Source organism: Shewanella dokdonensis (genome assembly GCF_018394335.1).
In the GTDB taxonomy this organism is placed as follows: Bacteria; Pseudomonadota; Gammaproteobacteria; order Enterobacterales; family Shewanellaceae; genus Shewanella; species Shewanella dokdonensis.
The window spans coordinates 2,390,294-2,414,737 of record NZ_CP074572.1 but is presented as its reverse complement, the minus strand read 5'-3'; the positions used below and the strand labels follow the sequence as shown (position 1 = coordinate 2,414,737).

19 protein-coding genes and 5 pseudogenes are annotated in these 24,444 nt (G+C 51.3%); 13 read left to right on the top strand and 11 right to left on the bottom strand.

Features of this window, described 5'->3' with window-relative positions; translation table 11 throughout:
- Position 1: 1 nt before the first annotated feature.
- The 4 genes and pseudogenes from KHX94_RS11580 to KHX94_RS11565 all read right to left on the bottom strand — a co-directional run bounded on the left by KHX94_RS11580 (position 2) and on the right by KHX94_RS11565 (position 3,978).
- The gene (locus KHX94_RS11580; protein ID WP_213680756.1) at positions 2-679 is read right to left on the bottom strand and encodes a tetratricopeptide repeat protein; all 678 of its coding nucleotides are present in this window, start codon (positions 677-679) and stop codon (positions 2-4) included.
- 12 nt (positions 680-691) lie between these two features.
- A complete protein-coding gene (locus KHX94_RS11575; protein ID WP_213680755.1) occupies positions 692-1,426 on the bottom strand; it encodes an FKBP-type peptidyl-prolyl cis-trans isomerase in 735 nt (244 codons plus the stop codon).
- Positions 1,427-1,474: 48 nt separating this feature from the next.
- Positions 1,475-1,885 (bottom strand): rhodanese-like domain-containing protein, encoded by a 411-nt coding sequence (locus KHX94_RS11570; RefSeq protein WP_425314010.1) that lies wholly within the window; start codon positions 1,883-1,885, stop codon positions 1,475-1,477.
- Between the two features lie 61 nt (positions 1,886-1,946).
- Positions 1,947-3,978 (bottom strand): annotated as a pseudogene (locus KHX94_RS11565) (multiheme c-type cytochrome).
- A gap of 411 nt (positions 3,979-4,389) precedes the next feature.
- Here KHX94_RS11565 and KHX94_RS11560 point away from each other — a divergent pair.
- The 4 genes from KHX94_RS11560 to KHX94_RS11545 all read left to right on the top strand — a co-directional run bounded on the left by KHX94_RS11560 (position 4,390) and on the right by KHX94_RS11545 (position 9,351).
- The gene (locus KHX94_RS11560) at positions 4,390-6,294 is read left to right on the top strand and encodes a heme lyase CcmF/NrfE family subunit (protein WP_213680754.1); all 1,905 of its coding nucleotides are present in this window, start codon (positions 4,390-4,392) and stop codon (positions 6,292-6,294) included.
- Positions 6,281-6,667, top strand: a complete 387-nt coding sequence (locus KHX94_RS11555; RefSeq protein WP_213680753.1) for a cytochrome c-type biogenesis protein — start codon at positions 6,281-6,283, stop codon at positions 6,665-6,667. Before KHX94_RS11560 ends, KHX94_RS11555 begins: the two co-directional genes overlap by 14 nt.
- Positions 6,664-7,227, top strand: coding sequence for a TlpA family protein disulfide reductase (locus tag KHX94_RS11550; RefSeq protein ID WP_213680752.1), 564 nt, complete (start codon positions 6,664-6,666; stop codon positions 7,225-7,227). Before KHX94_RS11555 ends, KHX94_RS11550 begins: the two co-directional genes overlap by 4 nt.
- Positions 7,228-7,509: 282 nt before the next feature.
- On the top strand, positions 7,510-9,351 hold the full coding sequence (locus KHX94_RS11545) for a DEAD/DEAH box helicase (protein WP_213680751.1): 1,842 nt from the start codon (positions 7,510-7,512) through the stop codon (positions 9,349-9,351).
- A 60-nt stretch (positions 9,352-9,411) separates the two neighbouring features.
- Here the strand turns inward: KHX94_RS11545 and KHX94_RS11540 are convergent, their stop codons facing one another.
- From KHX94_RS11540 to KHX94_RS11530, 3 genes are read right to left on the bottom strand one after another with little or no spacing between them, the layout of a single operon-like run.
- Positions 9,412-10,440 carry a DUF2955 domain-containing protein gene (locus KHX94_RS11540; protein WP_213680750.1) on the bottom strand — a complete coding sequence of 343 codons (1,029 nt, stop codon included), beginning with the start codon at positions 10,438-10,440 and terminating at the stop codon, positions 9,412-9,414.
- An 8-nt stretch (positions 10,441-10,448) separates the two neighbouring features.
- Positions 10,449-11,507, bottom strand: coding sequence for an HlyD family secretion protein (locus KHX94_RS11535; protein ID WP_213680749.1), 1,059 nt, complete (start codon positions 11,505-11,507; stop codon positions 10,449-10,451).
- 25 nt (positions 11,508-11,532) lie between these two features.
- Entirely contained in the window at positions 11,533-11,997 is a 465-nt protein-coding gene (locus KHX94_RS11530) for a MarR family transcriptional regulator (RefSeq protein ID WP_425314009.1), read from the bottom strand.
- A 210-nt stretch (positions 11,998-12,207) separates the two neighbouring features.
- Here KHX94_RS11530 and KHX94_RS11525 point away from each other — a divergent pair, with 210 nt between their 5' ends.
- The gene (locus tag KHX94_RS11525) at positions 12,208-14,118 is read left to right on the top strand and encodes a methyl-accepting chemotaxis protein (RefSeq protein ID WP_483315917.1); all 1,911 of its coding nucleotides are present in this window, start codon (positions 12,208-12,210) and stop codon (positions 14,116-14,118) included.
- A 61-nt stretch (positions 14,119-14,179) separates the two neighbouring features.
- Here the strand turns inward: KHX94_RS11525 and metF are convergent, their stop codons facing one another.
- On the bottom strand, positions 14,180-15,076 hold the full coding sequence (metF, locus tag KHX94_RS11520) for a methylenetetrahydrofolate reductase (RefSeq protein WP_213680748.1): 897 nt from the start codon (positions 15,074-15,076) through the stop codon (positions 14,180-14,182).
- Positions 15,077-15,386: 310 nt separating this feature from the next.
- Here metF and KHX94_RS11515 point away from each other — a divergent pair.
- From KHX94_RS11515 to KHX94_RS11485, 6 genes and pseudogenes are all read left to right on the top strand, one after another.
- Positions 15,387-15,826 (top strand): annotated as a pseudogene (locus KHX94_RS11515) (DUF2726 domain-containing protein); the annotation flags it as partial.
- Positions 15,827-15,988: 162 nt separating this feature from the next.
- Entirely contained in the window at positions 15,989-16,135 is a 147-nt protein-coding gene (locus KHX94_RS21130; protein WP_213680746.1) for a topoisomerase DNA-binding C4 zinc finger domain-containing protein, read from the top strand.
- A 419-nt stretch (positions 16,136-16,554) separates the two neighbouring features.
- Positions 16,555-17,040 (top strand): hypothetical protein, encoded by a 486-nt coding sequence (locus tag KHX94_RS11500; protein WP_213680745.1) that lies wholly within the window; start codon positions 16,555-16,557, stop codon positions 17,038-17,040.
- An 84-nt stretch (positions 17,041-17,124) separates the two neighbouring features.
- Positions 17,125-17,388 carry a hypothetical protein gene (locus KHX94_RS11495; protein ID WP_213680744.1) on the top strand — a complete coding sequence of 88 codons (264 nt, stop codon included), beginning with the start codon at positions 17,125-17,127 and terminating at the stop codon, positions 17,386-17,388.
- A gap of 36 nt (positions 17,389-17,424) precedes the next feature.
- Positions 17,425-17,718 carry a hypothetical protein gene (locus tag KHX94_RS11490; protein ID WP_213680743.1) on the top strand — a complete coding sequence of 98 codons (294 nt, stop codon included), beginning with the start codon at positions 17,425-17,427 and terminating at the stop codon, positions 17,716-17,718.
- Positions 17,719-17,813: 95 nt separating this feature from the next.
- The gene (locus KHX94_RS11485; protein WP_213680742.1) at positions 17,814-18,188 is read left to right on the top strand and encodes a hypothetical protein; all 375 of its coding nucleotides are present in this window, start codon (positions 17,814-17,816) and stop codon (positions 18,186-18,188) included.
- 126 nt (positions 18,189-18,314) lie between these two features.
- Here the strand turns inward: KHX94_RS11485 and KHX94_RS11480 are convergent.
- Both KHX94_RS11480 and metB read right to left on the bottom strand, forming a co-directional pair.
- Positions 18,315-20,707 (bottom strand): annotated as a pseudogene (locus KHX94_RS11480) (bifunctional aspartate kinase/homoserine dehydrogenase II).
- A gap of 18 nt (positions 20,708-20,725) precedes the next feature.
- Positions 20,726-21,885, bottom strand: a pseudogene (gene metB / locus KHX94_RS11475) (cystathionine gamma-synthase).
- A 215-nt stretch (positions 21,886-22,100) separates the two neighbouring features.
- On the opposite strand from metB, the gene metJ reads away from it, so the two are divergent.
- Positions 22,101-22,415, top strand: a complete 315-nt coding sequence (gene metJ / locus KHX94_RS11470) for a met regulon transcriptional regulator MetJ (protein WP_213680741.1) — start codon at positions 22,101-22,103, stop codon at positions 22,413-22,415.
- Positions 22,416-22,483: 68 nt separating this feature from the next.
- Positions 22,484-23,220, top strand: a pseudogene (locus KHX94_RS11465) (sulfite exporter TauE/SafE family protein).
- Positions 23,221-23,242: 22 nt separating this feature from the next.
- On the opposite strand, the gene KHX94_RS11460 reads toward KHX94_RS11465, so the two are convergent.
- Entirely contained in the window at positions 23,243-24,442 is a 1,200-nt protein-coding gene (locus KHX94_RS11460; protein WP_213680740.1) for a conjugal transfer protein TraF, read from the bottom strand.
- Positions 24,443-24,444: the final 2 nt, after the last annotated feature.

Here is a 24,444-nt window from a genome sequence, read left to right as displayed (position 1 = left end):
CTTATCCTTGTCTGAGGTTGTCGGCCACCAGCGTGCGGTTGGATGATTGGCGCAACAACTTACGGGCATGCTCAATCGCCGTCTGCAACGGCTGTTGGTAATCGGCATACTGTGGCTGCGCTAACAGCCACTGCCACTGCGCAATTGCCGGCAAATATTGCTGACGTTGAAACAGCGCGTTCGCCAGCAACATACGAGCTTGCAGCTGTGCCGGTTGTTGACGGAAGACTTGCCCCAGCAACTCACAGGTACTGTCGCTGAGTTGCCGCTGATCGCGGTAATATTGCAGCTCCGCCAACTGCGCTAACAGCTCAGGTTGTTGGCCTTGGATCTCAATCAGTTGCTGTTGCAGCGCCACCGCTTCTGGGTAGAGCCCGCCTTGGTTGTATAGCGCCACCAGCTCCAGCATCAGTTGCGGTTGCTGCGGTGTTTTAGCTAACTGTCGCCGGGCCTCGGTGATGCGCCCGGCCAGTTGCAAGTCGATGTGCTGATCGACATAAGCCTGCTGCCATTGGCCAAAAGCCCCCAGTTGAACATAAGCCAAGGCGCTACAAATACTGATGCAGAGCACCAGCCCCAAGCCCCCGAAACTGGGTTCTTGAGTGCCACTATGACGCCGCGCCAACCACCACAGCAGCAGCGGCAACAGCAGTATTAACAGCAGCAGAGCAGTTTCCATCGCCGTCTCCTGTTACATGCCCGGCATCATGCCGCCATGACTCTTGGCCGGTTTTTCCACTTTGACCAGCTCTACATCGAAGATCAGCGCCGCTTGCGGTGGCACCTCGCCAACACCATCGGCTCCGTATGCCAGTGCCGCCGGAATAAAGAAGCGAGCTTTACCACCAGTGTGTAATTGGCGGATCCCCTCTTCTAATCCTGGGATCATGGTCATCAGCGCAAAACGTACTGGTTGCTCACCGCTGTTTTCAAATTCAGTACCATCCAGCAGCGTGCCACGGTATTTGGCGGTCACGACATCTTCTGGCTTGGGCACATCGCCAGTGCCTTGCTGCTGCATTTGATACTGCAAGCCACTTTTGAGAGTGGTAACACCGGCAACCTTGGCATTTTTTTCAAAGAAGGCCGCGGCGGCGGTGCGATTGTTTTCCGCCACTTGTTTACGCTGGGCAGCGCGTGCCTGATTTAAGGTTTCTGCGCGTTGGTTCAACAGGTTAACGGTTTCATCATCGGTCAGTTTGCCCTGGTTTTTCAGTGCATCGACGAAACCTTCAATCACCAGTGCCACATCGGCCTTGGCTCCCAGTTGTTGCTGTTGATAAAGCTCGTTGGACAGGTAATTTCCCAAGGACAGTCCCATGCTGTAAGACTCTTTGTCCTGTTGGGTTTTCAGTTCACCTGCATAGCTGGCGACACTGACGCATAATGCCAGGCCACTCAGCCAAAATATTCTGTTACGCCACATAGTAATGACTCCTGCTTGTTGCCATGTTATTGCTCGTTAAAAACGAGATCAGGGTTTGGCTACCGGTCGCCCGGAGATGCGCCAGCCGTAGATCCCATCTGGCATTTGTCGTACATCGGTATAACCCAGTTTCATCACCGCTCTGGCCGCTAGCACGCTAGAGGTACACAGGCGGTTAACGCAGTAAAACACCAGCGTTGCCTGCTTGTTTTCCGGCAGCAGTTTTTTCCAGTCACGCACATTAAAAAACACCGCCCCGGGGATATAACCATCGGCCCAGATTTCCAGAGTATTCACATCGTAAAAATGCACGCCGGGTTGCCCCAGCAACGACTCAGCTTCCCGCATCGAAATCTGGTTTAATTCTTGGTCATAGCGCACTGCTGGACGCGGTTCACCACCGCCCCCGCCCACACATTCATGGCGGTCAGCCCCAGCAGTAATACCCAACCACAGCACTTGCTCATGATTCCGTCCTCCTCAGGCTTCCGGCATCACACCGGAAGCCTGGCTTTGACATTTACAGCTTGCTACTGCCCTTGATAATGGCCTGCGCTTGTGTGACGTAGGTCAATGCGGCATCCAGACGCTGACGGGTGTAACGCGGTGCGTGAACCCCCAGGAACCGTCTTTTCTGACCAGCTCCAGTGCATCGCTGGCTTTTTCAGTCAGCAACAACACCTGAGTCTTGTCAGCCACTGACAGATTGGCTTTCTGCAACTGGCGATTGACCTGTTTGACCGCACTTTCCACTTTGGCAAAGGTGTCTTTTACCGGGGTCTGCCAAGCCATCACTTTGCCGTAGATCTGCTGTTGATCTTTGAACTGCAGTGAAGCGCCCATGTTGGACTGGAACTGGCTATGACAGCCTTTGTTGTCTACCACGTCGTGGTCAGAAACCGAGGTACGCGCACAGCTCCACATCAGGTCGATATAACCGTGACCGTTTTCATCCTTGGCAATGGTCCAGCCTTTGGTAGTGCTCTTACGTGGCTGGCCCTCTGGCGGATTCAGACTCTTGCGATCTGGACTGATGTCAATTTTCCACAGGTGAGACTTACGCACCGCATCGAAACCGGCATGGTCTGGATACTGAATTGCAGTGAAGTTTTCACAGCTACCCATATTCGGCATATGGCAAGCAGTACAGCTAGATTTGCTGTGAGTTGTAGTATTACGCGCCATTTCCGCCTGCGCTTCGTGGCAATCCACACACTGTTTCTTCAGCCCTGGCACGGTGAAACCCGATTTCCAGTCGTTAGCGGTCACTTCGTGTGGGTCGTGACAGGTAGAGCAGCGCATGCCTTTGTCATAATGTTCAGACATAAACATCTGCGCCCCTTCAGTACCACAGGAAGGACAAGCAGACTTGAACTTGGCGTTAAAGGCATATTCCAGTTTGTCTTTGCCCTGTGGAGTTTCGGCCTGCGCATCTATGTAATTGAAGCGCTGGTGACAACGTTCGCAGTTGGAAGGCATTCCGCCGCCAATACCGCCGGCCAGATGACCACCGGCGCCATGACATTCTTCACAAGCGATACCACGGCTGATGGTGTGTTCTTGCAGTTTCTTGGCATCGCCAAGTGCGGCAAAAAATTCATCTTTAGTTTTGAAGTCAAATTTGAAGGTGTGGCACACCTCGCAGTAGGAACTGGCAGGCTGGAACAGGAAGTTCTTGCCATAGCTGGCGCCGTAGGAAGTCATCCCCCATTGGTGCGAACCACTGCCGCCGAACTCTTTCATTTCGGTTGGGAAATCAGGAATCACTTTTTTGATCTTTTTGGCCATTTCTGGGGTCAACCACTCAGCCCAGCCACGGGAGAACTGGTTACCACCGGCCACCAAGGTGCCAGTACCGTCTTTCAGCAAACCGCCTTCAATATGGTAGGAACCGCGCACCAGCCAGTTATCGATATAACCGTATTTGGTACGTGGTGTGCCAATGGTGGCATAGATGGTGTCAGGGGTGATACCGTCCGCCAGAATTGATGCCTGCGACCCGTACAGTTTTTTCTTCAGATCGTTATCCACTTCTGGATGTTCACCTGGGAAACGGATTGATTGGGCGTGACGTGAACGTTTCCACTTTTCATACTGCACTTGGTGACACTCGCCGCATTTTTCCGGCCCAACAAACTTGTTGGGATAATCCAGAATCGACTTAGCCCCCAGACGATATTGCACGGCGGCAGGATGCCCGACACGTTTGGCGTATTTGGCACTGCCGCCCGCTTCCAGGTACTCTTCGCCGCGGTCAGATACCTGATATTGCCCTTTATCCGGCCTTCTGCGGCATATTTAAAGATAGGATGGTGCTCAAACAAAAAGTCGAACAGCTCCTTTTCCTGCACTACATAATCGTCCAGCGTTTTCACGCCGCGGGTGGGTTCTGTCAGATCCGGGTGAGCAATCACTTCCAGCGCGGCTTCGCTCATGCTCTTGTTGTTATGTCCCGGTTTACTGTCAGAGTTCGCCATCACTGGGCCAACTGCTATAGCAGTGCCCAGGCAAAACAGTGCACCAGCAACTGTTTTGGGGTTCCATGGTTTCATCACTCTCTCCTCGCATATTTTTAAATGATGTTGGTCTGTTCCGGAACAGCCAGTGCCCCACAACTAGCCTGCATGTTGGTCACTCCCGGAGCCGACACCGGGCAATAATGGGCAAGCCTCCACCGTAAAAATCTGCGCTGGCGCACACTGAAAAATCTGTCACATCTCAGAAATTCTCAAACGATAAAAACTGTTTTATTTCAATGGGTTTAATTTTTATCACTGTGAAGAATTCAGTTGTAAAACCACGGTTTTTAACTCTCAAAAAATCTCAAAATCCGGCTGAATTTGTGAAAAATTCACAAGCCTGATGGCAACCGCAACGGGATCACAGTTTGCTGATGGATATCCGCTAGATTCAGCGGCAGTAGCAGGACTTCCGGAACAGAACCGGGAAACAAGGAGACGGACATGACGGCGGAAACCGGACACTTATTACTGATCCTGGCGACAGCGCTGATGTGGGGCACAGCGTGCAGTCTGCTATGGCTACCACACAACCGCAGCAACTTCAGGCTGAGTCAGTTGCTGGCCGATAGTGCCACGCTGACACTGACGGCCAGTTATCTGTTACTGAGTTACTGCTTTATTACTGATGATTTTTCAGTGCGTTATGTTGCCGATAACAGCAACAGCCAGCTACCGCTACTGTATAAGGTGGCCGCCGTTTGGGGCAGTCACGAAGGTTCATTGCTACTGTGGTTACTGCTGCTTGGCGGGTTACTACAGTATTTTCGGCGCAGCCAGTTGCCACAACTACAACGGCAAGCGCTGGCGATCTTGGCGGCGTTAAGTGGTGCATTTGGAATAGTGATACTGCTAACCGCTAATCCCTTTGCCAGACTGTTGCCCGCCGTGCCACCAGAGGGGCGCGATCTCAACCCGATTCTGCAAGATATCGGTTTGATCCTGCATCCCCCTTTGTTATTTGCGGGCTATGCACTGCTAGGCGCGCTGTTTGCCATCTGCGTGGCTATTTTACTGGATGGCAGATTTCATCAGGCGTGGCGCGCGCTCAGACAATTGAGTTTGCTGAGCTGGTTATTCCTCAGTGCGGGGAATGTCTTGGGTGCTTGGTGGGCTTACACTGAACTGGGCTGGGGTGGTTGGTGGTTCTGGGATCCGGTAGAAAATGCCGCGTTTATTCCCTGGCTGTTGAGCAGCGCCCTGTTACATTGCCTGTTGCCCAAACAGCCGTCACCACAACTGGCACGGCTCAGCCTGCTGCTGGGGATCATCACTTTTGGCAGTTGTCTGCTGGGCACTTTTCTGGTGCGTTCAGGGATTGTGCAATCAGTCCATGCGTTTACCAGCAACAGCGGAAGAGGCGCATTACTGTTGCTGTTGATGGCGTTGTTTCTGCTACCTGCGTTATGGCTCTATGGCAGACGCTGCTCACAGCTGAAATGCTATGGCGAAGCCGCTGCAATTCCGTTGCTATTAGGCATTGCATTACTGCTGGCAGCCGCATTTTCCGTGCTGCTTGGAACGCTATATCCATTGTTCTGTGACATGTTGGGATTAGGCACCTTGTCGGTCGGTGCGCCCTATTTCAATATGATTTTTGTCCCGCTACTGTTGCTGATGACATTGCTGATGGGCTGGAGCTTTGTGCGACGACATGGCAATGCTTGGCTGCTACTGCCTTGGCTGCTACTCAGTGGGCTGTGGGTGTTGCTGTTTCCGGGTCACAGCCCAGGGTTTACTTTTCTGGGCATTGCCGCCGCCAGTTGGTTATTGCTGGCAGAAATCCAACTGTGGTTTTACCCACATGCCAAGCACCCCGCCATTGCTGGACGCATTGCCCATGTGGCGGTCGCCATTGCAATTTTGGGTGGCACTTGCAGTAGTCAATACGAAACCGAAGCGCTGCTACGCATGAGTGCCGATCAGGGACGCACGCTGCATAGCAGCTTTGGCAGCTACAGTTTTGTCTACCGCGATACCTTGACGCTGGAGCAACGGGCTTATCACGCCATTGCCGCAGAAATAGAACTGTATCGCGGCCAAGAGCAGTTGCTCACTAAGTTACAGCCACAGCGACAGACCTTTCGCAGCAACGGTATGGAAGTCACCGAAGCGGCGGTATACCACGGCTGGCTACAAGATTTTTATGTCTCGCTTGGGCAAGAGTTGGAACCCGGCGTTTATCTGGTGCGTATCAGCATCAAACCCTTGATCAGTTGGCTGTGGCTAGGCGGATTGTTACTGCTGCCAGCCGCTTTGTGCGCCTGTTGCCCGCGCATTTATCGGCGGTTGCCGATTGTCATCCCCCATAAAACCATGCACCAAGGAGTGGCCTATGAGTCACCATAAGCGGCTATCGCTACTGCTGGCCTTGGCACTGCTATTGAGTTTGCCGCTAGCAAGTGCCGAGCAAAACCTCATCCGCCTCAGCAATGACATTGCCAAGGCGTTACGTTGCCCAGCCGCCATCAACCAGAGTCTGTATGAATCGGAAGCGCCTATTGCCGCAGAGCTGAAAGCACAGATTTACCAAATGCTGCAACAAGGCCAAAGCCAAGAGCAGATCATCGACTTCATGGTGCAGCGCTATGGTGAACGCATTCGCTACCAACCGGCACTGACGCCAGCAACAGCACTGCTATGGATAGCGCCGGTCTTGCTGGTTCTGGGCTGCGGCAGCTTGTTAGTACTCGGGCGCCGTCAAGGAGAAAAAACCGCATGAAACGTTATTTAAGTTGGCTATTGCTACTGCTATGGCTACTGTCGGTAGATTACGCACAAGCCAACGCGCATACGCTGCCCAAGCCTATGGTGCTGCGGCAGTTGGTAACGCTGCAACACCCGCAACCTTTAGCACCGATTACGCTGAGAGACTTGCAAGGCACACCCCATACATTCACCGAAAATAATGGGCGCATGACAGTGCTCAGTCTGTGGGCCACCTGGTGCACTTTGTGTGTGCGTGACTTACAGCATCTACAACAGTTAATACCGCAACTCGATCCACAGCAGCTCAGCGTAGTGCCACTATCGATTGATGAAGATCTGACCTTAGTGCCGCCATTTCTGCAACAGCACCAATTACAGTTTCCACAGTTATGGCTCGACCCACAGCAGCAAGTGGCAGACATTCTGCCCACCGATGTCGTCCCGGCCACATTTTTACTGAATGGTAATGGAGAACTCGTTGGCTTTGTGCGCGGGTATGTTGACTGGGCGGATGCCAGCGTGGCGCCATACCTGCAACAGCTGGCACAACAAATAACTGAGGAGCAACCATAACGCATGCGCTATGGTCGGTAGCGCAACTTGGGCCACAGCTAGCGCCGTTACTGGCACTAGCGTGTTTTCGCCAGCTTCCTTACCCAACACGCCAAGGGTAAGGAAGTGTTCTTTTTCTACAGACTGGTGGCGAATTTACACTATACTTTGGCAACAGCGCTGGATATTTGTTGCGCATAGCGTTATAATCCGCCGCTTTTGAAATGGAAAGTCGACGCGGGGTTGATTTTCCTGCTGTAAAATTCTTTTGCGTTTTCAACGCACCCACAAGGCTACAATCTAATGTCATCCAGTGAACTGACTTTCCGTGAACTCGGGCTTTCCGAGGAGTTGCTGCGCGCCCTGAACGAATTGGGCTACGAGCATCCAACCCCTATCCAGGCCGCCAGTATCGTACCTCTAATGGAGGGTAAAGATATTCTGGGCCAGGCTCAGACTGGTACCGGTAAAACCGGTGCTTTTGCTTTACCGTTACTCAACGCCATTGATCATAAATTAACCGCCCCGCAGATTTTGGTATTGGCGCCAACCCGGGAACTGGCCGTACAGGTCGCAGAAGCTTTCACCAGTTATGCCAAATACCTTAAGGGCTTTCATGTACTGCCTATCTATGGTGGGCAAAGCATGCACCAACAGTTACAGGCGCTGCGTCGCGGCCCTCAGGTAGTGGTTGGTACACCAGGTCGGGTCATGGATCACATGCGCCGCGGCACACTCAAACTCGATACCATCAAAGCGTTGGTACTGGATGAAGCGGATGAAATGCTGAAAATGGGTTTCATCGATGATATCGAATGGATCCTTGATCAGACTCCAGATGACCGCCAACTGGCGCTGTTTTCTGCCACCATGCCTGAGCAGATCAAACGTGTTGCTAACAAGCATCTGGCCAGTCCAATCAACATCAGTATTGCCTCTAGCCATGCGACCGTTGACTCAATTGAACAGCGTTTTATTCAGGTGTCACAGCACAACAAACTGGAAGCCTTGGTGCGAGTGCTGGAAGTGGAAAACACCGAAGGTATTATCATCTTCGTGCGTACCCGTAACTCTTGTGTTGAGTTGGCTGAAAAACTCGATGCCCGCGGTTATGCCTGTTCACCGCTGCATGGTGATATGAACCAGCAAGCACGTGAACGCGCCGTTGACCAGTTGAAAAATGGCAAACTGGATATTTTGATCGCCACTGACGTAGCGGCACGTGGTCTGGACGTAGAACGTATCGGTCATGTGATCAACTACGATATCCCTTACGATACCGAAGCTTACGTACACCGCATTGGTCGTACTGGCCGTGCTGGCCGCAGTGGTATGGCGATCCTGTTTGTGACTAATCGTGAAATGCGCATGCTGCGGATGATCGAAAAGGCCACTAACAGCCGTATCTCACCGATGAAAGTCCCAAGCCCAGAAACCGTAGCGGAACGTCGTTTGTCCCGTCTTGGCGATCAGGTGGCTGAAGTCATCAATGGTCAACAGCTCGACTTTATGAAAGGCGCGGTAGCACAGCTATGCCAGCAACTGGAAGTCGATACCGATATCCTAGCCGCGGCTTTGTTGTATCAGGTACAGCAAGAACGTCCACTGCAACTGCCGGCCATGCAGGAGCGGCAGCGTGATGTGCAAGACAGCAAGTTCCAGAGCGGTGATGACCGTAGCAACCGTCGTCGCAGCAGCAATCGCGCCACGCCAACCGATCTTGGCAGCGCTGACACGCTAAAAGACAATCCAGACATCAAGATGTGCCGTTACATGCTGGAAGTAGGCCGCGATCATGGGGTTGGTGTAGGTAACATCGTTGGTGCTATTGCCAACGAAGCCAATATCGACAGCCGTTACATCGGCCAGATCCAACTGTTTGATCAGATCACCACCATAGATCTGCCAGCCGGTATGCCAAAAGATATCCTGCTGCACCTGAAAAAAGTGCGCGTTTGTGGCCGCCCGATCAATATCAAAGAAGTCGGCACCCAAATGGATACTGGCAGCAAACCCCGTCGCAGCCGTAAGCACGACGACGAAGGACACGGCTATTCTGAGCGCGAACGCAGCCCACGCACTGAACGTAGCAAACCTCGTGTTGAAGGCGAACGTCGTCCTAAACGCCGTGAGCGCAAAGAGTAATACGCTCAAGTTCCAATACTAAGGAGCCTTCATGGCTCCTTTTTCATGGCCGAAAACCGCTTATTGCCCGAAGCGGGTAGCGTCAAAGCTATTAAGCAAGCGATGGATTAAGTAGCAGATACACAGCGTGCCAACAATGGCGCCCATGATGCTGGAGATACGGTATAGCGCGCTAAAGAACAGGTCGTTGCCGGGTGTCAGATACTGACCAAACAGAATACCTAAGGTGGTCATGGCACCAAAACCTACACCTGAGCCTGCGGCTTCTTTCACATGCGCCTGCGCAAACAACATGGTGCCCAACCATAACAGCGGCGCGACCAGCAGCAGTAGCCCTGACCAGTCATACAGTAATAACTGCACCAACAGCCCATAAATCACCCCAAGAATGGTGCCCATCGCGCGTTTTTTGGCATAGCCCAGCGCACCATTCCAGTGCATGGGAAATAACAGCAGCAAGGTGGTTGCCTGCGCAGACAATGAGTCTTTCAGATCGCACAGCTGAAACACCAGAAATGAAATCGTTGCCATGCTGGCACCGAGCAGCGCTTCATGCCGCATCCTATGGGGTTGCTTGGGTTCAGCGCTGTGGGCGGCGCGAGCTGTCACATCAGGAAATAATGCCGTCATCAGATAGGCAATAATTACGGACAGCACGCAAGCCAGCAGATTGCTACAGATCAGATCGTTCAGATCTGTCACCGGGTAGCTGGCAAAATGCAGCATGATACTGAGGTTAATGACGCCATTGGCGCCAAACAGGAACAGACTGCCCTTCGACATACAGGCAAAACGATACAGAAACAACAGGAACACCAGCGGTGTCATCAAGCCTGGATGCCCACCGAACAGGCCACCGACAATCCCCACTTCAATACCACTGACAACCCCGGCGGCCAGTAACTGCCGCGCGGCATGGCCATTCATGGTCGGCACCAGCCCCAATAACAGCATGGGGGTCACTACATAAAATACGCCGTAGTTCCAGTTCATCAACTTACAAAGAACAAAACCCAGAGTGGCACCAAAGGCCACTCGCAGGCACTGTCGCAGATCATTTGCCGTCAACGGCTGATTACGCAATAACATCTGCGGCCTCAGTAGATATAGTGCAGCAAACTAATGAACTTGATCTGCAAGTGCGCCAGAAACCGCAAGACCCCGTGTTCAGGCAGCAACTGCACGGTCGCACGCGCTCCGGCGGCCAACTGTAATTGTTCGTGCTGACGCAAATCCAGGTGCAGTCGCAACCGTTGCGCGTCACGCACCCAACGGTCAGATTCCGTTGGCGTTGCCAGCGAACCATCGGCGGCAAACTGGCCGGCGCTAACGCCCGCATCAATACTGCTGACGGTTGCGGCATACAGACGCCCAGGTTCACCATCAAATGCGACCCAGGCTTCGCTGCCAGGAGCGATATCCTTAAGGGTTTTCTCACGAAAATCCGCAATAATATCGGTGTGTTGCGACACCAAAGCCAGCACAGGCGTTGCCACGTTAACCACACTGCCCTGCTGTAATTGCAGGTTGGTGACCACCCCGTCTTCAGCGGCGGTCACACGGGTATAGGCCAGATTCAATTGCGCTGTCGCCAGTTGATTCTGTGCCTGGCGCAGTTTCAGATTCTGCTCCCCCGGCAAGCCACGCGAAACTCGCAGCTTTGCCAGTTGTGCATGTGCCGATGCCAACGCCGCCATCTCAGTACGTACTGTGGTCTGCGCCTGTTCCAGACTCTGACGCGACACACTGTGTTCATCATACAAGGCGGCCAAACGCTTAGCCTCGCGCTGGGCTTGTGCCAGCGCTGCATCACTGGCAGTAACACTAGCCTGCGCCGCCGCAATAGAGGCGTCCAATTCGGCGTTATCCTGCTGCGCTTGTTCCAGCGCTAATTGGGCCTGCTGCAATGCCAGCTGATAAGGCTGTGGATCAATCACAAACAACAACTCACCCTGCTGTACCTGCTGGTTGTTATGCACGGCCACCTGCACCACCTTGCCAGCCACCTGTGGTGCAACTTTAGTGACTAAATGAGTAGCCATCGCCTGCGGTGTCAGCGGAATTTTCAGATCCGCCAACATGAAATAGGCAAACGTCATCGCAAACCCGAACATGGATAATTTGATCATGCGGGCAAACTGTTGGTCTGGCGTCATAGAACGGGTAAATCTCCTGAATCTGTTATTTTTTAGCCGCTAACTTGCGTTGAGCATTGTGGCTAATACGTTGCAATGTCTGTTCAAACTGGCTTAATTCGGCTTCGCTGATACCTTCCAGCAGCTCTAAACGCACCTGTATAATCAGGGTTTCCATCTGCTCCAGCAGTTGCCGTCCGGCATCGGTTAACCAAACAATACGGGCACGTTTATCCTGATCACAGCAATGGCGGCGGATCAGCTGTTGCTGCTCCAGTTGTGCCAAGGTACGCATTAACGATGGCAGTTCAATCTCCAACTCATCTGCCAACGCTTTCTGAGCAACACCATCGCCCATACGCCGCAGCTTCCACAGCGCTGTCCAACGTGGATGGGTTAATCCCAGAGGTACCAGTTCCGCATCCGCTGCCATGCGCCATAATCTGTGGCTACGCCCCAGATGTTCAGCCAATGACAGTTCGCGCAGATGATCGCGCATTTTATCCATCATGGGTTCCTAAATATTTAGCAGGCTAAGTATTATATTTATTTAGCTTGCTAAGTAAATAGCCCGCCGTAAAACCAGAAAGGTGATCTACGGCGAATATTGCGTATCTCCCCACAAATAACATTAAAAAAGCAGTTGTTTCACACACTTGAGAAAAATCTGACTGTTTATACTTGGTGCTTATTGAGTTGTTTTCTGTCCGGAGGGTTGACTGTGTTTTCCAGACTAAAGGTAGGCACCCGCATCATTCTGGGGGTATGTGTCATGTTGTTGGTGGTGATGACGTTCATCATGCCACTGGTGTTATCCCAGTTCACAACACAAATCGCGCGGTCGGAACAGCGGGAACTGCAAAAGCTGTATCAGACGGCCACTGCCGAAATCCAGAGTTCAGGCAAGCTAGCCGAAGCGCTGGCAACTGTGGTCGCCAATACCCCAGAGATGCAAGCGGAGTTTGCCAGCGGGCAGCGGCAGCAACTCAATGCCCGGAGCCAACTGATTTTCAAGCCGCTGAAACAGGAATTTGCAGTGCAACAGTTCCAGTTTCACACCCCACCTGCCACCTCATTTTTAAGGGTACATAAACCCGAAAAGTTTGGTGACGATCTGTCTTCTTTCCGTGAAACCGTCGTGCAGACCAATAACACTCGCCAACCGATAATGGGGCTGGAAAAAGGCGTTGCTGGACTTGGTATCCGTGGATTGGCGCCCGTCAGCTATAACGGCAAACATATCGGTTCAGTGGAGTTTGGCATGTCATTTGGGCAGCCATTCTTTGATGAATTCAAGCAAAATTACCAAGCAGAAATTGCCTTGCTGATCCCTAATGGCAGTGATTTCAAGCGCTTTGCTGGCACCTTTGAACTGCCGCAGTTTACCAACAGCAAGTTGCTCATGCAGGTGATGCAAGGGCAAACAGCACATTTTCGTAGTGACATTAATCACCTCAGTCATGTGGTTTATCTGCATCAAGTTCAGGACTTTTCCGGTAAAGCCATTGGCGTGCTGGCGATCGCTATGGATCGCAGCCATACCGAACAGGCGCTGTGGCATATCAACCTTAAATTAGCAGGGATTGGTTTGCTGGCCTTGTTGATTGGTGCGACCATTGCGGTATTTATCGCCCGCAGCATCACCGGCCCTATCGGCGAAGCCACGCGTGCCATGAACAATATTGCGGAAGGTGAAGGTGATTTGACCCTGCGCATCAAGGTGCACAGCAAGGACGAAATTGCCGAGCTGGCACAGGCCTTCAACCGCTTCGCCAGCAAAATCCACAGCACCATGCAAAGTGTGGCGCAGGTGACCGAATCGCTGGCAACCTCTGCTGAGGAAATGTCGGGGATCACCGGAGATAGCCGCCGTAGTACCGATAAGCAGCAGCAAGAAACTGAGCAAGTGGCCACTGCCATGAATGAAATGGCAGCAACAGTGCAGGAAGTGGCACACAACGCCACCGATGCGGCAACCGCAGCGGAACAAGCCAATCAGGCCAGTGATGCTGGTAAACAGGTGGTGCAGCAGGTGGAGGCACATATCGATAGTCTGGCACAGGAGATTGGTAACGCGGTTAATACCATCGACCAACTCGCGCAGGACAGCCAAGCGATTGATACCGTGCTGGAGGTGATCCGCACCATTGCTGAACAGACGAATCTGCTGGCGTTAAATGCGGCGATTGAAGCGGCGCGCGCCGGTGAACAAGGCCGAGGCTTTGCGGTAGTGGCCGACGAAGTTCGTTCGCTGGCGAGCCGCACTCAGGCATCCACCGCAGAGATCCAACAAATCATCGAGAATCTGCAACAGGGTGCCCGTTCGGCGGTAACGGTAATGCAGCAGAGTAATCAGACAACCGATGAATGTGTACAGCAGGCGGGTAAAGCCGGTGACGCACTGGAACAGATCCGCAGCGCCGTTTCAACCATCACTCAAATGAATATCCAGATCGCCAGCGCCGCCAATCAACAGGTAGCGGTATCGGCAGAAATCAATCATAACGTCAGTAATATCAACGATGCAGTGGCGCACAGCAGTGATAGTGCCGCACAGATTGCCGAAGCCAGCGGTGAACTGGCAAAACTGTCCGCCAGGTTACAGCAATTGCTGGGGCAGTTCCGCCTGTAACCCGTGTCATCAGCAACCAAAAAGCCTGGCAATTGCAGGCTTTTTCAGCAGCAGCCGAGGCTTATTGCGCCGCTTTCGGACGAACCCCGAGGATATGGCAGATAGCGTAAGTTAGCTCTGCCCGGTTCAGGGTATAGAAATGGAAATCTTTCACACCTTCACGCGAAAGCACCTTCACCATATCGATAGCCACACTGGCACCCACCAGCGAACGGGTGGAAGGATCTTCATCCAGCCCGTCAAACTGCTGGTGTAACCACCCCGGCAGATTAACGTTGGTCATGCCCGCAAAACGTTTGAGCTGTTTGAAGTTAGTGACCGGCAAGATCCCCGGTACGATTTCCACATCAATGCCCGCCGCAACACAACGGTCGCGAAAGCGCAGATAAGCTTCAATGTCGAAGAAAAACTGGGTGATAGCCCGGCTGGCACCAGCATCAATTTTTCGTTTAAGGTTTACCAAATCCGCCTGCGCGTTGGCCGCATCAGGATGCACTTCAGGATATGCCGCCACCGAGATATCAAAGTCGGCCACGCTGCGCAGCAAACGCACCAAATCGGCCGCAAAACGGGTGGGCTTGGCGCTGCCTTCTGGCAAATCACCCCGCAACGCCACTATGTTACGGATGCCACTGTTCCAATAGTTTTTTGCCAGTTGCAGCAACTCTTCATCACTGGCGTCCACCAGTGTCAGATGGGGCGCTGCGACCAGGTTGGTTTCTTTCTGGATGCGTTCAATCACCCCATGGGTGCGGTCACGGACACCGGAATTAGCGCCATAAGTCACCGAGACAAACTTAGGTTGCAGTGGTTGCAGACGCTGGATGGAGTTCCACAGCAAGGTTTCCATTTCCTCAGTGGCTGGCGGAAAAAACTCAAAGGAAACATTGATATCGCCGTTAAGCTCGGCAAGGCTCTGATTCAGCGAGCTGGCATATTGGGCGTGGTGAAAAGCCATCGAAATCTTCCTCAATTTATCTATCTGGACGTTTGGACGTCTATATGGCCGTATACTAGAGAAACTCACGTCGAAGTCAAGCCTAAAGATCGCCACCATTGCAGAAAGCAGTGACTCATAATGGGTAATGATGATCCATCCTGAGTACTAAAGTATTGTCTGAAATGGTCACATTCCGATTGGATGTTGCCGTCTTTAACATGAAATATCCCATTCTGTGCTGAGACCTTTCCATGGTGACGGTTATGTCCTGAACTATTGACCCAATTTTAGTAATGCTACAGAGTATCTACAATTAGCCGCTTACAACATGAATTGGACAGATTTAAATATGGATATTGCACTGCTATTTATGCTGGTTTTTATCGTTCTGCTCGTCGCTCCACAGCTTTTAGGTAGTAAACCGCATCAAGCCGCATACTCATATCAATCAACGCAATACTTACTAACAAAAGCTGAACGTTCTTTTTTTGGCGCATTAGTTCAAGCAGTAGGAAATGATGCTTTGGTATTTGCTAAAGTGCGGATTGCAGATGTGCTGGTGCCTATATCAGGAATGAATCGAAGAAACTGGCAACGGGCATTTAATAAAGTGTCGTCAAAGCACTTTGATTTTGTTCTATGCAATAAAGACGATTGCTCGCTAATACTCGGCGTTGAACTTGATGATGTGAGTCATAACACCAAAAAGCTCAGCAACGTGATGAGTTCGTAAATAGTGCATGTGCATCAGCTGGATTTTCTTTACTCAGGATTAAAGCCGCAAGAGCTTATGTCATTGCCGATCTTAGGCAGCTGATTAAAGATGCAATAAGCACTTCAGACCGTATCGCAAATAGCGAGGTTATCATTGCGCCAGAAGCCTATAGTGATGGAAATGAGACCAACACTGCGCAACTAACATCACATGTTATGGATGAAGCAGAAGTTCATACACAAAAAATATGCCCTAAATGTGGCAAGCCAATGGTACTTAGAACAGTGAAATCAGGCAGCAATGCAGGACACGAATTTTGGGGATGTAGTTCATTTCCCAAATGCCGCTGCATCTTAGATTAAGAATGCCCCAAAGCGAGTTAACTCGTTGTCTGTGACGTAGTCAAACGCAGACATTCTCGCCTATAACTTTTCACTCATTTCACTCAAATGTTGCCATTCTTTGCAATGCCTAAAAGCTGGACAGGCATACAGTCATATTCAAATGATGGCGATATTGAACAATTTTTATCCTACCTTCGTGCGCGTTTTCACATTTCAGCCCAAATAAATAGGCTTAAAATCAGTCACCTATAAATTTCACGGATTAGATAATAGGTTTGGGAAACGCGCGTGCGCGTTTTTCCAGATAGTATATTTAACAGAATGCTGATAAGTTTTTTGTATACAGATAGTTAACTGTGCGCGTTTTCACTGGTCCAACGAGGTAAACGCGCATGCGCACTAATAAGCTGTTACGTTGAAGGGGTAAGTCGACTATCATGAGCATGAAAGAGGCATTGCCCTACATAAGCATCTGCATTTCGGTGGCAAGCCTTTGCATTGCCTTCTACGTCATGTTTCGTGATCGGACAAGTTTTGATGTATCTGGTTCATATAGGGAAAGCTTTGACAATATGGTCGATGGTATTTACATAAAAGTCGTGAATTCCGGTCGAAGACCAATAACGCTGTATTCCCTTGTCTTTACTTGTACAGACGGGCAAGTTCATAAATTTAGAATCACTAACTCTATAGGCCAGAGAGCGGATTCACCTTTTGAGAATCGTGATCTTGGCCACCCATGCTTAAGCGAAAGCCAGTTTTTTGAATTCTTGCTAGATAGTACCAATTTCGATTTCGGAACTTGTAATTTAGAGTCCGTAGCTTCCATCGAGGTTGAATCTTCAACTGGTGCTATGAAACAAGTTAAAGGCCTGGCGGAAGAGGTTAAAAAGAATGCGCATCACCTCAAGTCATCAATGTAACAAGCGCTGGCACTTGGACAAAATTTTCGCTGCGCTCCAATTTTTCCCGTGCTGCGGGCGTTATGTTTAATCAGGAGAAATACCATGGTCAGTTCCCCAAGAGAAATTGTTAAAGAGTTTATTTTTCATGTCGATGGCATAGAGGAATCTTTAAAGTCACGGATCATGCGTGATTTGGAGCCTATAGCTAATATGGGTGCTTACTCTTGGGATATTAGTCATTTATGGGGCGGCTATAGCCCATCGTCTCGACATGCAAAAACATATGAAGATGCAGAGTCCTCTATGATGGCTTACGCAATGTCATTTAGCGTGAAGAACGGAGTGACAAAAAATAAGTATTTTTAATTTGTATATTGCTTGGGTAAATTAAGGAGAGATAGATTGCGGATTAAAGATGTTGAACAAGCAATTTCTGATGCTACTAAGCCAAACTTGACGTTAGCCGAATATAATAGGTTAAAAACATTTCTACTTAGTTGCCAAAGTCAATTTACACCTCCAAATACTTTAATTCCACGGGTTAATTCTGCACTTGCCGCGCTTGAACATCATAAACCGAATATTTTAAGTTGGTATCAAAAGCCTGCTGGATTAATTTTTATAGCTGTTTGTGGTGGCGTACTAACATACGCTGTTTTGCTTTTGCTTGGTTGGGTTCAATTACCCAAAACATAACAAACAAAATTTAACGCCAGCAAAAAATGCTGGCTGCGACGTCAACCAGCTGCGCGGCTTTCCGCGCTAAATTTAGGCGTTATGTGTGAATGAACATGGATTGGCGTCAGTTGGAAACTTTTAAGGGTATTGATCTAAATGACTCTTTCATTTTGGATTGGAGTCATGAAAGTGATCGTTTGTCTTTTGAGTTGGAAGTGAGCATATGGCCAGATTCAGCGTATAACGTTGAACCAAAACCCGATGAATATACTTGCTATCGTAAAGCGATCTTATGGTTTGAAAATGTAAAAGCAGTATCTGGTTTAAAGGCAAAAGATGCAGTGATTACATCCACAGATGCTGGTGGTTCAGTTGACTACGGAAACATAGATTCTTTAATAGTTTTAAACGAAGGATTTGTGCTTGAAGGCGATATCGGTTGCATAAAAATATTCGGCAGGGAGCTTCGATTTGAAATTCACACATAACAAGCCGCGTCATTCGGGGTCTACGTCCCCCTGCGGCGCTCACACGTTCGCGCACATACGACCCGAAATAATAAGGCTCCCTCAGGAGCCTTATTTGCATAGAAGAATTGGCACATCGGTGCCATATTAATCTTCTAACAAATCGCGGCAGATCTGTACGAGATCTGACTGCACTGCCGCGGCGGTGACTTCACGGCCAGCGCCGGGGCCGCGAATGATCAGCGGGTTGCCCTGATAAAACGCGCTGCGGATAACAAACACGTTATCGCCAGGTGTCAGGTTAGCGTAGGGATGGCTCGGTTCCACCCATTGCAGTGCCACTTCAGCGTTGGCGCCCTGCTCGGTGCGTTCCAATGCCGCCACATAACGCAGCACCTTGCCCTGCTCATTGGCCGCTGCATACTGCTGTGCCAGTTCGCTATCCAGCTCAGGTAGCCGTTGCAGGAAATCCGCGGTTGAAATCTCGGCCAGATGTGCGGGCACCAATGAACTGAGGCGGATATCTTCCAGCTCCAGTTCCAGGCCGATTTCCCGAGCCAAAATTAACAGCTTGCGCTGCATATCGCGGCCAGAAAGATCATCGCGAGGGTCTGGTTCGGTAATACCCAGCGCTTTGGCTTCTAACACCAGTTCCGAGAATGGTCGCACCCCATCGTAGTTTTCAAACAACCAGCAGAGTGTGCCGGAAAAGATCCCGCCCACTGCCTGCACCTGATCGCCGCTATTATGCAGATCATTGAGCGCATGCTGCACCGGCAAGCCAGCGCCGCAACTGGCATTGTAGCGCCAGAACAAACGGCGATTTCCCAACATCTGCTTCAGTTCACGATAGAAGGCCAATGGCCCAGAACCGGCCAGTTTGTTAGCGCTGACCATGTGAATTCCGTGAGCAAAAACTCCGGGTACTGCAAGGTCAAACTAGCGCTGGCGCTGATGTCGAGTGCAATCAATTCATCACATGAAAGCGCATCCGCTTGTTCAAACAGATGCTCGTATTGCCACGGTGTGGCTTCTGCCTCAAAGCGTGCCTGCCAATCGGTGACTGCGATACCCGCATTGCAAAACAGAGCTTTGCTGGAGCTAGCCAATCCCACTAGCGCCACATCGGCTTCCAACTGGCGGTTGAGTTGCGCGGCAGATTTGCCAAACAATGTCACCCAGGCTTCACCAATATTACCAACGCCCAGCAAAATGATGCCGACACGTTTGCGCGGGCCCGCACAGCGACGATGGACTTTCTGGGTCAGCAAGGCCACCTGTTGTAGTGGCACTAAGGTCACCAGACTTAAAGCATCCTGATACAAAGGCCGGGCTTCGCGGCTCAGCAACCGTGCAAAACTGCGCCGATATTGTGCTGCTGCGGCACTCACTAGCGCCACCAACCCAAAACCGGTATGGCTTTCAATATCGCTGATCCCTAGCGTGTCAGTGAGTTGCTGTAACAAGGCCAACAGCTGTTTACGGGATTCCAGTGTGTATGCCAATTCATGTTTCTGTTTACCCAACGACCAATGTGCTAAGGGTTGCAACCCGGCATGTTCTAACGCTTCGGCCAGTGTTTCCCATGAGGATTGCAGTTGCAGCGTAACCGTCAGCACTTCATCGAGGCTAGTCACAACCGGTGCGCTGGCAACATCGTTGTGCGGCGCCACCAGCGTAAAATCGGTTTGCGGCGCATAACTGGAACGCACCGCCAAACTCACTTGCGTGTTATACAGCGGTTGCAAGGTGCGGGAATGCAATACCGGGGAACCTAGCCGTGCCAACCGATCAGCCTCTGCCAGCGACATGCTTTGCAGTAATCTGGCGTCCTGAATTTTGTTAGGATCGGCGTTAAACACCCCTTCAACGTCAGTCCAAATTGTTACCCGATCAATGTCGGCCAGACTGGCAATCAAGGTGGCACTGAAGTCAGAACCATTACGCCCCAGCAGTAACATCTCTCCGGCCGGATTGGCGCAGATAAAACCGGTGACCACCAGCCGTTCATCGGGGTGTTGTTGCAGCATTTGCTGCACCTTGGCGCGGGATTCTTCGACACGGATTTTCGGCACGGCGGCTTCATCGGCAACCAGCAGACCGCGCGCATCAATGTTGCTGGCGGCCACGCCAGATTCGCGTAACAATGCCGCCATCAGCCGGGCTGACCAACGCTCACCAAAACCCACCACTTGGTTGCACTGATAGTCGCTACGTATATCCAGCGCCAGCAGACTCATCAGCGTGGCGCGATCATTGGCTAAGCGTTCCCGCAACTGCCTTGCCTGTGAGTTACTCAATAACTGCTCAATCAGGTTTTGCTGATAGCTCATCAGCACCTGCAATTCTTCCTGCCACAGTTGGCCTTGCTCACGCAGTGCCAGCAGTTTGTACAGGAAGTTAGTGGTTTTGCCTGCGGCAGAAACCACTATCAGATCATCAGGCCGCCCGTGGGTCAGCAGGATGTGGGCCACCCGCCGGTAACAGTCAGGATCGGCAAGACTACTACCACCAAATTTATGTAAGTGACTACGTGCCATCAATCAATGCTCCCCAACTCAACAAGCGGCAACTGCGGCTAAACCCGCAGCAATGTCGTCCAACAGATCCTGCGGATCTTCAATGCCAACAGACAAGCGAATAAGTGTATCTTTAATACCCGCTTCGGCGCGAGCAGCGGGCTCCATCGCCCGGTGAGTCATGGTGGCGGGCACGGCGACCAGGCTCTCCACACCGCCGAGGCTTTCTGCCACAGAAAAATAGTGTAAAGCACCGAGAAATGCGGTGACTTCAGCATCGCCACCTATCAGTTCAAAACTGACCATGGAACCAAATCCCTGCTGTTGTTTGGCCGCAATTGCATGACCAGGATGCTCTGGTAATCCCGGATAATACACCTGCTGCACCTGGGCACTGTGTTGCAACAGTTCGACGATTTTAGCGGCATTACTCTGGTGCTGCTGAATACGTAATGCCAGTGTCCGTAAACCGCGCAACGTCAGATAACTGTCAAAAGCACCACCGGTTAGCCCTAGCGTATTAGACCACCAGTGCAGCTGTTCAGCCAGCGCTGGATCTTTGGCGATTACCGCACCACCGATGACGTCACTATGACCATTGATATATTTGGTGGTGGAGTGCACCACAATATCGGCCCCCAACTGTAATGGCTGCTGCAGCGCGGGTGACAGGAAAGTATTATCGGCCACCAGCAGCGCGCCCACTTTTTTACAGGTTGCGGCCACGGCGGCTATATCAATGACGCGCAGCAAAGGATTTGATGGAGTTTCAAGCCACACCATTTTAGGTTTACGGGCAAGCGCCTGCTGCAATGCTTCGGTGTCGGTTTGATCTACCACAGCCAACTGGAACTGGCCTTTTTCGCCAGATTGGTAAACAGTCGATAACAACCACCGTAACAGTCGTGAGGCACCACCAGCAGGTCGTCTGGCCCCAACAGGCTGACCACCAAAGTCACGGCTGCCATGCCGCTGGCAGTGATCACCGCTGGGCACCCTTGTTCCAGCTCACCAATGGCATTGCCGAGAATATTGCGGGTGGGATTACCGGAACGGCTGTAATCAAACTGCCGTGGCTGCTTATGGCCGTCAAAAGCATAGTTGGTCGAAAGATAGATGGGCGGAACCACTGCACCATGCTGGCTATCGGACTCAATACCCTGACGGACAGCGATAGTGGCCATTTTCCGTACTGTCATTTTCGACTCCTTAAATTCTTTTCGAGAAACACCATAAAGATGTCTGGATGGCTAAATTCTACCAAGTCACCCTTTGGCGTCAATAGGCATAAAGACGTTTAGACGTCCAAATGTATAGAATTCCGTTTTTGTGATACAGTATTATGGCTCTGTATTTGACTGTAGGGTGTAAGAGTTTAAAATCGGCAGCGAATTAGCGACATAGCAGGTGCAACATGACTGAATGGAATGGCGAGTACATCAGCCCTTACGCTGAACACGGGAAGAAAAACGAACAAGTAAAAAAAATCACTGTGTCTATTCCGTTAAAAGTACTGAAAGTGCTAACGGATGAGCGCACTCGTCGCCAGGTCAATAACCTGCGCCATGCCACTAACAGTGAACTGCTTTGTGAAGCATTTCTACATGCTTACACAGGGCAGCCATTACCCAATGATGTCGATCTGTCCAAGGATCAACCAGACAGCATCCCGTCAGAAGCGAAAAAGATGATGGAAGAGATGGGTATTGAATGGGAAGAAATGGAGTAAATGTATTGCGCCCCCAAGCTTATCCACTTTGTTAACTGCCGCAGACGTTCCGGCAATCCCCCGCAGTTATGTGGTCGTTGATTGATCCTGTTACCTTATTGCTGGCATCGCTGATTATTGTCATCGGTGCCGTCACCCAAAGCTTGCTAGGCTTCGGTCTGGCAGTAGTTTCTACCCCGCTGCTTTATATTGTTGACCCAGAACTGGTGCCCGTGCCGGTGATTATGCTCAGTTTTTCCATTGCTCTGCTGACGCTACTGCGTGAACGCGGCAATTTGGAACTGGGCGGATTACAGTACGCGCTGGCTGGCCGGATCCCCGGCAGCTTGTTAGGGGTCTCTTTGCTATTGGCACCTCGCGCGGTGCTTGGCTTGATTATTGCGGCCATTGTTGGCGCGGCAGTAGTGATGAGCCTGAAAAATTCAGCGTGGCGGTCACTCGCCGCAACTTGTTTATTGCCGGGGCTTTTTCAGGCGTTTTCGGCACGGTCGCCGGTATAGGCGGCCCACCAATGGCGTTACTGCTCACCGGGCGTGAAGCTGGGAAATTTCGCGCGGCATTGTCGGCCTTCTTTATGGTCAGTACCTGTATCAGTCTGCTGGTTCTGACGTTCTCCGGTATGGTCAGTTGGCGTGATCTGCTGCTATCAATGTTGCTATTACCAGCGGTAGTGCTCGGGTTTATCGCCTCAGGCATCTTGTTACCCCGAGTAGATAAACGCCGCACCCGTTTGCTGACATTAGCGCTGTGTGGCGCCAGCGCGTTACTGCTGGCACTCAAATCCCTGTGGGCGTTGCTATCCTAACAACGCCCATAGAGCAGCAGTTTTAGAAGTGATACGAGGTCTGTAACGCGCCGCCGATAGCGTTATCGCTGCCAAACATCCCGGTCAGATCTAATCTAAAGAACTTGCCGATAGCGATACCCGTTCCCACTGAATAGATATCGGTGGTGACATCGTTGAGGTCCTGCCGATAACCGAGCCGCACAGCCAACCAGTCAGTAGCCTTGACTTCACCACCAACACGCCAATATTTCGGTCCTTCCAGCTCGGCAAACTTGTTGTTTTCCGTCAAGTCGATATCGCTGGTCAAGGTCACGGCCCGCCATTCATAAGCGACACCTGCGGTTACCATGGGTTTGATCTGGTAAGTGAGTTGCCGACCTTCCGAAACCATGGTTTGCAGATCTTGCTTCACTAGATTACGACCGCTGAGTCCCAAAGTCAGCCCCGGCATGGGTTGCAACGCGACCCCAACATCCAGGTTAAAACCTGTGTCATCGTTACGATAATCGTCACTGTCGAAATCATTGACATCAAAATTGTTGGCAGACACCGCATAATTGAACGTATCCAGCCGCTGCAATTTAGGAGTAATCCCAACGGTGAGCGGCATATCTGCCACAGTGAAGCCACTGCTCAACGCCACCCCAACATCAGAAACCGCCCCGGCAATCACGCGCCCTTGAGACGACAAGTCATCCAGCGACGGCGGATTTAACGGATCCAATGTACTCAGTAACGACAGATCGGACTCACTGATATCGGCCAACGCAAAGCCATCGAGATAACTCTTGGCGATGATAGCAACCGACAAGCGCTTACTAGAGGGCAGGACCACGGCAAGCCCCAAACCAGCACTGGCGTAAGCGCTATTGCCGACTAATGACTGTAGGTTTCCCAAGAGCTGATCGCGATAATGGATCATTCCCTCAACATCGCGGTTATCTATCGCCAGTTCCAAAGCATCATAGTTATCTTGCACATCATCAAACTTGTCGACCATTTTGTCTTTATCAGCACCGTCTGCGCCTAAGGTTGGCAACAGCAGACTGACGTCATCGCTTTGGCGCTCCGTTAGGCTCAGTAATGCCGGGTTGATAAAGCCCGCTACCATTCTGTCGCCTGCCGCCACACCAGCACCACCCATAGCATCGGTTCTGGCTTCATACACATCTTGTCCGGCCCATAATGGCCCACAACTCAATGTCGTGGCGCATAGTAACGCCAGTGTCTTCAGTTTCATCC